General features: G+C 71.7%; 1 protein-coding gene (running past one end of the window). It reads left to right on the top strand.

Annotated features, from left to right (window positions below; genetic code table 11):
- On the top strand, positions 1 to 12,068 hold the end of the coding sequence (locus ABTY62_RS32030) for an SDR family NAD(P)-dependent oxidoreductase (protein ID WP_352132929.1). 17,620 nt of this gene lie to the left of the window's left edge; only the last 12,068 of its 29,688 coding nucleotides appear in the window; its start codon lies off the left edge, out of view; its stop codon occupies positions 12,066 to 12,068.

The following is a 12,068-nucleotide window of genomic DNA, read 5'->3' as shown; positions in this document are numbered from 1 at the left end:
GGCAGCTGTCCGCCACCGCGGTGGCCGAGGCCCTTGGGGCGGACGAGCCGCAGACGGCCGTCCGGGGCGGCGCCGTCCTGGCGGGCCGCCTGGTGCGTACCCCTGCCGTCGACCCGGATACGGACACGGATATGGCCACGGCCGTGGAGTGGGACCCCGAGGCCACGGTACTGATCACGGGTGGCACGGGGGGACTGGGCGGTGTGCTGGCCCGGCACCTGGTCGCCGAGCACGGCGTCCGCCATCTGCTGTTGGCCAGCCGCAGCGGCGGCACGGCCGCCGGGGCGGCCGAACTCGTCGCGGAACTGACCGGGCATGGCGCCGATGTGCGCGTAGTGACGTGTGATGCGTCGGATCGCGCTGCGGTGGCGGCCCTGCTGGAAGACGTGCCGCCGGACCGACCGGTGCGGGCCGTGCTCCACACGGCGGGCGTCCTGGACGACGGCGTACTCGAGTCGCTGACGCCGGAGCGGCTTGCCAAGGTGGCGCGGCCCAAGGTCGACGCGGCGTGGGCGCTGCACGAGGCGACCCGCGCGCTGGATCTGACGGCCTTCGTGACGTTCTCCTCGGTGGCGGGCACGTTCGGCTCGGCAGGACAGGCGAACTACGCCGCGGCCAACGCGTTCCTGGACGCATTGGCGGAGCATCGACGTGCGGCCGGGCTTCCGGCGGTGTCGCTGGCCTGGGGCCCGTGGTCCCGGACGGGCGGAATGACCAGTGGCTTGACCGACGCGGACATGGAGCGCATGGCGCGTGCGGGTACGCCGCCGTTGTCCGCCGAAGAAGGCGTGGCGCTGTTCGACGCGGCGCTGGCGAGCGGCGAGGCCGCCGTCGTCCCCGTCCGGCTCGACCTGTCCGCGCTGCGTGCGCGTGGAGAGGTCCCGCCGCTGCTGCGCTCTCTGATCCGGACCCGCGCCCGCCGCAATGCCCTGCCGACCTCGGGCGAAGCCGCCACCCTCGTCCAGCGCCTCGGCGGTCGGACCGACGCCGACCGGCGCGAGGCGCTGGTCGACCTGGTACGCGGCCAGGTCGCGCTGGTGCTGGGGCACACGGGCTCCGGCGAGGTCGGTGTCTCCCGCTCCTTCCAGGAACTGGGCTTCGACTCGCTGACGGCGGTGGACCTGCGCAACCGTCTGAACACCGCCACCGGGCTCCGGCTGCCCGCCACTCTGGTCTTCGACTACCCGACGGTCGTCGCGCTGTCCGACTACCTGCACGGCGAGCTGTTCGGTACTCGGACCGACGGGTCGGTCCCCGAGCAGGCACTGCCGGTCGTGTCCGATGACCCGGTGGTGGTCGTGGGGATGGCCTGCCGTTATCCGGGTGGGGTGCGTTCTCCGGAGGATCTGTGGCGGGTGGTGGTCGAGGGGGCGGATGTGGTGTCGGGCTTCCCGACCGACCGGGGCTGGGATGTGGAGGGGTTGTACGACCCGGACCCGGACCATCTCGGCACTTCCTACACGCGTGAGGGTGGGTTCCTCCATGATGCTGGGGAGTTCGATGCGGCGTTCTTCGGGCTGAGTCCGCGTGAGGCGTTGGCGACGGATGTGCAGCAGCGGTTGTTGCTGGAGGCGTCGTGGGAGGCGTTCGAGCGGGCTGGGATTGATCCGGTGTCGTTGCGGGGCAGTCGGACTGGTGTGTTCGCCGGGGTGATGTACCACGACTACGGCACCCTGCTGCGGGGTCCGGAGTTCGAGGGCTATCAGACCAGCGGCAGCGCGGGGAGCGTGGCCTCGGGTCGGGTGTCGTACACCCTGGGCCTCGAGGGCCCGGCGGTGACCGTGGATACGGCGTGTTCGTCCTCGCTGGTGGCGATGCATCTGGCGGGGCAGGCGTTGCGGGCGGGGGAGTGCTCGCTCGCGCTCGCCGGCGGAGTCACGGTGATGTCGACTCCTACCGCCTTTGTGGAGTTTTCGCGGCAGCGGGGGTTGTCGGGGGATGGTCGGTGCAAGGCGTTTTCGGATGCGGCTGATGGTGTGGGCTGGTCCGAGGGTGTGGGTGTGGTGGTGTTGGAGCGGTTGTCGGATGCGCGGCGGAACGGTCATGAGGTGCTGGCTGTGGTGCGGGGTTCGGCGGTGAATCAGGACGGTGCGTCGAACGGTCTGACCGCGCCGAACGGTCCGTCGCAGCAGCGGGTGATCAGGCAGGCGCTGGCGAGTGGTGGACTGTCGGTTTCGGATGTGGATGTGGTGGAGGGGCACGGTACGGGGACGAGGCTGGGCGACCCGATTGAGGCGCAGGCGCTGCTGGCGACGTACGGCCGTGACCGGGACGGGGATGGTCCGCTGCTGTTGGGGTCGGTGAAGTCGAACATTGGCCATACGCAGGCGGCGGCGGGTGTTGCGGGTGTGATCAAGATGGTGATGGCGATGCGGCATGGGGTGCTGCCGCAGACGCTGCATGTGGACGCGCCGTCGTCCGAGGTGGACTGGGAGGCGGGAGCGGTCGAGCTGCTCACTCAGGCGGTGGGGTGGCCATCGACGGACCGGGTGCGCCGCGCCGGCGTCTCGTCCTTCGGGATCAGCGGCACGAACGCCCACCTGATTGTCGAGCAGCCGGATCTTTCTGATGCGGTGGGTCGTGTGCCCGAGGTCTCCTCTGAGGGCACCGGTCTGGTGCCGTGGGTGGTGTCGGGCGCGTCGGAGGCGGCGTTGCGTGCTCAGGCGAGGCAGCTGCTGTCGCACGTGACGGCAGGCGCCGAGCTGGAGTTGCGGGATGTGGGTCTGTCGCTGGTGGCAGGCCGGTCGGCGTTCGACCAGCGGGCGGTGGTACTGGGGGAGGACCAGGAGAGCCTGCTACGGGGTGTGGCGGCCTTGGCCGCGGGTGAGGCCGACGGGAGTGTGGTCGAGGGGGCGGTGGCCGATGGGGGGAGGACGGCGTTCCTGTTCGCGGGGCAGGGGGCGCAGCGGTTGGGGATGGGCCGCGAACTGTACGAGCGCTTCCCGGTGTTCGCCGAAGCGTGGGACGAAGCGGTGGCGGAGCTGGACGTGGCGTTGGGGGATGTGGTCTGGGGCGAGGACGAAGGGGCGCTGAACCGTACCGAGTTCACCCAGCCCGCGTTGTTTGCGGTTGAGGTGGCGTTGTTCCGGCTGCTGGAGTCTTGGGGGGTTGTTCCGGATTATCTGGTGGGGCATTCGGTTGGGGAGATTGCTGCTGCGTATGTGGCGGGGGTGTTTTCGCTGGCGGATGCGTGTGCGTTGGTGGTGGCGCGGGGTCGGTTGATGGAGGGGTTGCCTGAGGGTGGGGCGATGGTGGCGGTGCAGGCGGGTGAGGATGAGGTGGTGCCGCTGCTTTCCGATGAGGTGTCGATTGCCGCGGTCAACGGTCCTGGTTCGGTGGTGGTGTCCGGGGCGGAGCGGCAGGTGTTGGAGATCGCGGAGCGGTTTGCCGCGGAGGGTCGGAAGACGAGTCGGTTGCGGGTGTCGCATGCGTTCCATTCCCCGATGATGGATCCGATGCTGGACGAGTTCCGTACCGTGGCCGAAGCCCTTTCCTACCGGCCCCCGGCGATTCCTTTGGTCTCCAACCTGACGGGCGGCCTTGCGACGGAGGAGCAGCTGTGCTCCGCCGACTACTGGGTGGATCACGTCCGTCAGGCCGTGCGGTTCGCGGACGGGATACGGACCTTGGCCGACGAAGGCACCACCGTGTTTGTGGAGCTCGGGCCGGACGGGGTGCTCTCCGCCCTGGCGCGGGAGTCGGCGCCGGAGGAGTCGGTGCTGGTGCCGGTGTTGCGCAAGGACCGGGGGGAGGAGCGGTCGGCCCTGACCGCCCTGGCCCGGCTGCACGTCAACGGTGTGGAGGTGGACTGGTCCGCACTGTTCGCGGGCGCACGGCGAGTGGCCCTGCCCACCTACGCCTTCCAGCGCGAGAGGTTCTGGCCGACAGGCACGGCGAGCCACACCGGTGATGTGCGCGCGGCGGGCCTCGGGACGACGGACCACCCGCTCCTGGGCGCCGCCGTCGAGCTCGCGGGCGCCGGAGGACATCTGTTCACGAGCCTTCTGTCGGTGCGGTCGCACCCGTGGCTGGCCGACCACCGCGTGATGGGCCGGTTGGTGGTATCGGGGACGGCGCTGGTGGAACTGGCGCTCCGGGCGGGTGACCAGGTCGGTTGCGACCGGGTGGAGGAGCTCACCCTGGCGGCACCGCTGGTGCTCGCCGAACAGGGCGCCACACAGCTCCAGCTGACCATCGGTGAGCCGGATGAGACGGGCCGCCGCCCGGTCAGCGTCCACTCCCGGCCCGAGGGGGCGGAGGACACGCCGTGGTTGCGGCACGCCACCGGCACCCTCGCCACTTCCACCGCGACGCCGTCCGACGCGGAACCCGACGATGCCGCCCCGGAAGCGGGGGTGTGGCCACCGGCCGGGGCGGTGGCGCTGGATCTGGATGGCTTCTACGAGCGCCGAGCGGCCGAGGGCTTCGGCTACGGCCCGGTGTTCCAAGGCCTGCGCGCCGCCTGGCAGTCGGGCGACGAGCTCTTCGCCGAGGTGGAACTGCCGGAGCGCATGGGAACCGACGCGGCCGCCTACGGGCTGCACCCCGCACTCCTCGACGCCGCCCTGCACGTGGCCGTCCTGGCCGGCCCCGACACGGACTCGAGTGCCGTGCCGTTCTCCTGGTCGGGAGTCTCGCTGCGGGCCGTGGGCGCCGCCTCGCTACGGGTGAGGTTGTCGCGCACCGCGGACGGCGCCTTGTCGATCGCGCTCGCCGATCCGTCCGGTGCCCCGGTGGCCACCGTGGACTCCCTGGTGGTGGCCGAGCTCCCGGCCGAGCATGGGGAGGGCGGCGACGGCGTCCCGGACGTGGCGCGTACAGCGATGTTCCGCCTGGACTGGGCGCCGACCCCTGCGGCGGCCGCCGTCGACGAACGTATCGCGGTGATCGGCCCGGACCCGCTGGGTCTGGCCGCTCTGATCGAGGAGGGCGGCGCGACGGTGGAATCGCACGCCGACCTCGCCTCCCTGGCGGCCGCGTCGGGGGACATGGCACCGGGCATCGTCCTGGTGCCCGTGCCCGTGCCCGTGCCCGTGCCCGTGGTCGGCGCCGACTCCGGGCCGCCCGTGGTGGAACGCGTCCGGACCACGACGACCAGCGTGCTGGAACGCCTCCGGACCTGGCTGGCTGAGGAACGGTGGGTGGATTCCCGGCTGGTGTTCGTCACTCGTGGCGCGACGACCGCCGACGACCTCGCGGCCGCGTCGGCGTGGGGCCTGGTGCGCTCGGCCCAGACCGAGCACCCCGGCCGCTTCGGCCTGATCGACCTCGACCTCGACCTTGACTCGACACCAGACCCCGCCACCGACGACCGTGCCGTCGACGGCGAGAGGACACCGGGATCGCTGTTGCTGGAGGCCCTCGCCTCCGCGGAGCCGCAACTGGCCGTACGCGACGGCGCGATCCGGGCGGGCCGGCTCGCCCGCGTCCCCGCACCCGGCGGGTCGGCCCTCGCGTGGGACAGCGACGGCACCGTACTCATCACCGGGGGCACGGGAGGACTGGGCCGGCTGGTGGCCCGCCACCTGGTGTTCGAGTGCGGCATACGCCATCTGGTGCTGGTCAGCCGCGGCGGCCCGACGGCCGACGGCGCCGGGGAACTCCTCTCGGAGCTGACGGCTCACGGCGCGGATGTCACCTTGGAAGCATGCGACACCGCCGACCGCGACCAGCTCGCACAGGTGTTGGCCGGGGTGCCCGAGGCGCATCCGCTGCGCGGGGTCGTCCATACGGCAGGTGTGCTAGACGACGGAGTGGTGGAGTCGCTGTCGCCCGAGCGGTTGGAGGCCGTACTGCGGCCGAAGGTGGACGCGGCCTGGCATCTGCATGAGCTGACCCGGGACATGGATCTCTCCGTCTTCGCCCTCTTCTCCTCGGTGGCAGGCGTGTTCGGCGCCGCGGGACAGGCGAACTACGCGGCGGGCAACGCCTTCCTGGACGCTCTGGCCGGACACCGCCGGGACGCCGGGCTGTGGGCGGTGTCGCTGGCCTGGGGCCCCTGGGAGCCGACCGGGGGGATGACCAGTGCGCTGAGCGAGGCCGACACGAGGCGGATGGCGCGCTCGGGCATGCGTGCGTTGTCGGCCGAACAGGGATTGGCGCTGTTCGACGCGGCCCTGGCGAGCGGCGAGGCCGCCGTTGTGCCCGTCCGGCTCGACCTGCCCGCGCTGCGCACTCAGGACGACATCCCCTCGCTGCTGCGCGGACTCGTCCGGGCCAAGGCCCGCCGTGCCGCCGTCACCGGCTCGGGGGCAGCCGCATCGCTCATCCAGCGACTGAGCACGCTGACCCATCGGGAAGAGCGGCGTGACGCCCTGCTGCGCCTGGTGCGCGGTCAGGTGGCGCTCGTCCTGGGCCACGCCGGAGTTGACTCCGTCGAGGCCGCTCGGTCGTTCCAGGATCTGGGCTTCGACTCGTTGACGGCCGTGGAGCTGCGGAACCGCCTCAACGCCGCGACCGGGCTCCGGCTGCCCGCCACCCTCGTCTTCGACTACCCCAGGCCCACCACGCTCGCCGATCACCTCCTCGACGAACTGTTCGGAGCCGAAACCGAGGACTCGGCACCGACGCACAGCGTCCCCGCGGCATCCGATGATCCAGTGGTGGTCGTGGGGATGGCCTGCCGTTATCCGGGTGGGGTGCGTTCTCCGGAGGATCTGTGGCGGGTGGCGGTCGAGGGGGCGGACGTGGTGTCGGGCTTCCCGACCGACCGGGGCTGGGATGTGGAGGGGTTGTACGACCCGGACCCGGACCACCTGGGCACTTCCTACACGCGGCAGGGTGGGTTCCTGCATGATGCTGGGGAGTTCGATGCGGCGTTCTTCGGGCTGAGTCCACGTGAGGCCATGGCGACGGATGCGCAGCAACGCCTGCTGCTGGAGGCGTCGTGGGAGGCGTTCGAGCGGGCCGGGATCGATCCGGTGTCGCTGCGGGGCAGTCGGACGGGTGTGTTCGCCGGGGTGATGTACAACGACTACGCCGATCTGCTCGATGGTGGCGAGTTCGAGGGCTATCAGGGGAACGGCAGCGCGGGGAGCATGGCATCGGGCCGCGTGTCCTACACCCTGGGTTTCGAGGGCCCGGCGCTCACGGTCGACACGGCATGTTCGTCGTCTTTGGTGGCGATGCATCTGGCGGGGCAGGCGTTGCGGTCGGGTGAGTGTTCGTTGGCGTTGGCGGGGGGTGTGACGGTGATGTCGACGCCTGCCGCGTTTGTGGAGTTTTCGCGGCAGCGGGGATTGTCGCCGGATGGTCGGTGCAAGGCGTTTTCGGATGCGGCTGATGGTGTGGGCTGGTCCGAGGGTGTGGGTGTGGTGGTGTTGGAGCGGTTGTCGGATGCGCGGCGGAACGGACATGAGGTGCTGGCTGTGGTGCGGGGTTCGGCGGTGAACCAGGACGGTGCGTCCAACGGCCTGACCGCGCCGAACGGTCCTTCGCAGCAGCGGGTGATCCGGCAGGCGCTGGCGAGCGCGGGCCTGTCCGCGGTGGACGTGGACGCGGTGGAGGCGCACGGAACGGGCACAAGGCTTGGCGACCCGATTGAGGCGCAGGCGCTGCTGGCGACGTACGGCCGTGACCGGGACGGGGATCGTCCGCTGCTGTTGGGGTCGGTGAAGTCGAACATTGGCCATACGCAGGCAGCGGCGGGTGTGGCGGGTGTGATCAAGATGGTGATGGCGATGCGGCACGGGGTGCTGCCGCAGACGCTGCACGTGGACGCGCCGTCGTCCGAGGTGGACTGGGAGGCGGGAGCGGTCGAGCTGCTCACTCAGGCGGTGGAGTGGCCGTCGACGGACCGGGTGCGCCGGGCGGGCGTGTCCTCGTTCGGCATCAGCGGCACCAACGCCCATCTGATCGTCGAGCAGCCGGATCCCTCTGATGCGCTGAACAGTGTGCCTGAGGTGTCCTCTGAGGGCACCGGCGTGGTGCCGTGGGTGGTGTCCGGTCCGTCGGAGGCCGCGTTGCGTGCTCAGGCCGGACAGCTGCTGTCGCACGTGACGGCAGGCGCTGAGCTGGGGCCGCGGGATGTGGGTCTGTCGCTGGCGGCGGGCCGGTCGGCGTTTGAGTACCGGGCTGTGGTGCTGGGGGAGGGCCAGGAGAGCGTGGTGCGGGGTGTGTCGGCGCTGGCTTCAGGCGAGTCCGATGCGGGAGTGGTCGAGGGGGCGGTGGCTGATGGTGGGAGGACGGCGTTCCTGTTCGCGGGGCAGGGGGCGCAGCGGTTGGGGATGGGGCGTGAGCTGCATGAGCGCTTCCCGGTGTTCGCCGAGGCGTGGGACGAGGTGGTGTCGGCGCTGGACGTGGCGTTGGGGGATGTGGTCTGGGGCGACGATGAGGGGGCGCTGAACCGTACCGAGTTCACCCAGCCCGCCTTGTTTGCGATCGAGGTGGCGTTGTTCCGGCTGCTGGAGTCCTGGGGGATTGCCCCGGACTACCTGGTGGGGCATTCGGTCGGGGAGATCGCGGCGGCGCATGTGGCCGGCGTCGTGTCTCTTCGGGATGCGTGCGCGTTGGTTCTGGCGCGAGGAAGGCTGATGCAGGGGTTGCCGGAGGGCGGGGCCATGGTGGCGGTGCAGGCCGGCGAGGACGAGGTAGTGCCGCTGCTCTCCAACGAGGTGTCCGTCGCGGCAGTCAACGGCCCTGGTTCGGTGGTGGTGTCCGGGGCGGAGCGGCAGGTGCTGGAGATCGCGGAACGGTTCGCCGCGGAGGGTCGGAAGACGAGCCGGTTGCGGGTGTCGCATGCGTTCCACTCCCCGCTGATGGCCCCGATGCTGGACGACTTCCGTACCGTGGCCGAGGGTCTTACCTACTTGCCCCCGGCGATTCCGGTGGTGTCCACACTGACGGGTGAGCCCGCCAAGGGCACGGATTTGTGCTCCGCCGACTACTGGGTCGAGCATGTGCGGGCGACGGTACGGTTCGCCGATGCCATCACGGTGTTGAACGAGGCGGGCGTACGCAGGTACCTCGAGCTCGGACCGGACGGGGCGCTGTCGGCCCTGGCAGCCGAAAGCCTCACCGAGGAGCCCCTGCTGGTGCCGGTGCTGCGCAAGGACCGGGGGGAGGAGCGGTCCGCTCTGACGGCGATGGCGCGGATGTTCGTGCACGGCGCGGCGGTGGACTGGGCGGCCCTGTTCCCGGGGGCCCGCCGGGTGGATCTCCCCACGTACGCCTTCCAGCGCCGGCGGTTCTGGCCGGCGGGTTTGTTGAACCGGGCCGGCGATGTGCGCGCGGCGGGCCTGGGCGTGGCGGACCACCCGCTGCTCGGAGCGTCCGTCGAGCTGGCCGACAGTCAGCGAGCGTTGTTCACCAGCCGCCTGTCGGCGGGTTCACATGCGTGGCTTGCCGATCATGTGGTGATGGGCCGGGTGGTGGTGCCGGGCACGGCGCTGCTGGAACTGGCACTCCGGGCCGCGGACGAGGTCGGCTGTGACCGGGTGGAGGAGCTGACGCTGGCGGCGCCGCTCGTGTTGCCCGAACAGGGCGCCGTACAGCTCCAGCTAGCCGTTCGCGAGGCCGATGACACCGGCCGTCGCCCCGTCAGCGTCCACTCCCGGCCGGAAGGCATGGCACAGGAGTGGACCCTGCACGCCAGCGGAGTGCTGGCGGTGAGTGAGCAGGCGGCGCGGACGGAACCGATGGCGGTGTGGCCGCCGGAGGGTGCCCAGCACATCGAACTGAGCGGTTGTTATGACCGCTTCGCGGAGATCGGTTTCGACTACGGGCCGCTGTTCCAGGGGCTGCGGGCCGCCTGGCGGCGCGGCGATGAACTCTTCGCGGAAGTCGCCCTCCCCGAACGGGGCGAGGCCGACGCCGCAACTTACGGACTCCACCCGGCACTGCTCGACGCCGCCTTGCACACCGCCCTCCTCGCGGGGCTCGACAAGGCGGGCGGGGATGACGGGGACGGGGTGGCCGGTACGGACGCCAAGGCGAGCCTGCCCTTCAGCTGGGAGGGTGTCTCCCTCTTCGCGTCCGGCGCCTCGGCGCTGCGTGTCCGACTGTCCCCGGCCGGCGACAATGCCATGTCGATCACGCTGGCCGATGCGGCCGGCGGCCCGGTCGGCTCCATCGACTCCCTCGTCGTGCGGACGGTGTCCGCCGACCAGCTCGGTGCGGCGGACACGGGCGGCGCGGACGCGCTGTTCCGGGTGGACTGGACGCCGTCGCCCACTGGCGCCGTCGCCGCAGCCGAGGCCGCCGCCACGGCCGCCGCCGCCACCGCCGTGGTGCTGGGGGACCGGCACTCCTGGCTGGCCGAAGCCCTGCGGGCCGCCGGGGCACCGGTGGAGGTGCGTGCCGAGTTGGCCGCGGTCACATCGCCGCCGACGGGCGGCGGCGTACCGGAGGCCGTGCTGGTCCCGGTCGAGGACAGTACCGCCGAGGACCCCGTGCGCTCGGCACACCGGGTGGTGTCCTGGGCCCTGTGCCTGGCCCAGTCGTGGCTCGCGGACGAGGACGCGGCCGACTCGCGCCTGGTGTTCGTCACCCGCGGCGCGACGACGGGCGACGACCTGGCCGCCGCGTCCGTATGGGGCCTGGTCCGCTCGGCGCAGACGGAGCACCCCGGCCGATTCGGCCTGGTGAACCTCGACGACACGGATGCCTCCGTGGCCGCGCTGCGACAGGCCGTCGCCTCGGGCGAGCCGCAGTCCGATGTCCGCGCCGGCACGGTCACCGTCCCACGGCTGGTGCGTGCGTCCACCGCCGCGGCGGAACCGCACACCCCGCCCGTGGTCTGGGATCCCGAGGGTACGGTGCTGGTCACCGGCGGTATGGGCGGGCTGGGGCGCGAAGTGGCCCGCCATCTGGTGACGGAGCATGGCGTCCGGAATCTGATGCTGGCCGGCCGGAGCGGCCCGGACGCCGACGGTGCCGGCGAACTCGTCGCGGAGCTCGCCGGGTACGGGGCGGACGCCCGCGTGGTGGCCTGCGACGTCGCGGACCGCGACGCCGTGGCGGACATGCTGGCGACGGTGGCGCCGGACCGCCCGGTGCGGGCGGTGGTGCATACGGCGGGGGTGTTGGACGACGGCGTGCTGGAGTCCTTGTCACCGGAGCGTGTGGCCACCGTGTTGCGGCCCAAGGCCGACGCGGCATGGGCGCTGCACGAGGCGACGCGTGATCTGGACCTGACGGCGTTTGTCCTCTACTCGTCGGTGGCGGGCGTGTTCGGCGCCGCGGGACAGGCCAACTACGCGGCGGGCAACGCCTTCCTCGACGCGCTGGCCGAACACCGGCGCGCGGCAGGTCTGCCCGCGGTGTCGCTCGCCTGGGGTCCCTGGACCCGGACCGAAGGGATGACCGGCAAGCTGACCGAGGCGGACCTGGCACGTTTCGCGCGGTCGGGTATGCCTCCGCTGTCGATCGAGGAAGGGATGGGGCTCTTCGACGCGGCCCTGGCGACCGGGCTGGCGGCCGTCGTCCCCGTCCGGCTGGACCTCCCCGCCTGGCGCGCCCAGGGCGAGGTCCCCTCCGTACTGCGCGGCCTGATCAGGACTCGGCCCAGGCGAGCGGCCGGAGCCGGAGCCGGCGTGGACACGCCGGCCTCGCTGGCCCAGCGGCTCACCGGCCTGAGCGACACCGAAAGGGCGGAAGCCGTCCGCGGACTGGTCTGTGCGCGGGCCGCCGAGGTGCTGGGCCATGCGCGGGCCGACGCCATCGAGCCGTCCCGAGAGTTCAAGACCCTGGGCTTCGACTCGCTCACCGCCGTCGAACTGCGCAACCGTCTCAACGCCGCCACCGGCCTCCGGCTGCCCGCCACCCTGGTCTTCGACTACCCGACACCGGATGCGCTGGCCGACCACATTCGCCGGCAGCTGGTCCCGGAGGCTGCCGGGCCGGAGTCGATCCTGGCCGAGCTGGACCGTCTGGAGCACGTCTTCGCGCAGGCGGCGGTCGATCCGGTCCTGCACGAGCGGGTGGCGGGGCGCCTGGAGGTGCTGCGCAGCAAATGGGGCGCCCTGCACGGTGACACGGATGAGAAGAAGGCCGACGACGAGTTCGATTTCGATGCGGCGAGCGACAGCGAGGTCTTCGAGATGCTGGACAACGAACTCGGGCTGTCCTGA

It is taken from the genome of Streptomyces sp. NPDC097640 (assembly GCF_040302705.1).
Classification (GTDB): domain Bacteria; phylum Actinomycetota; class Actinomycetes; order Streptomycetales; family Streptomycetaceae; genus Streptomyces.
The sequence above is the reverse complement of the archived record's forward strand: the minus strand, read 5'-3'. Positions and strand labels throughout refer to the sequence as shown.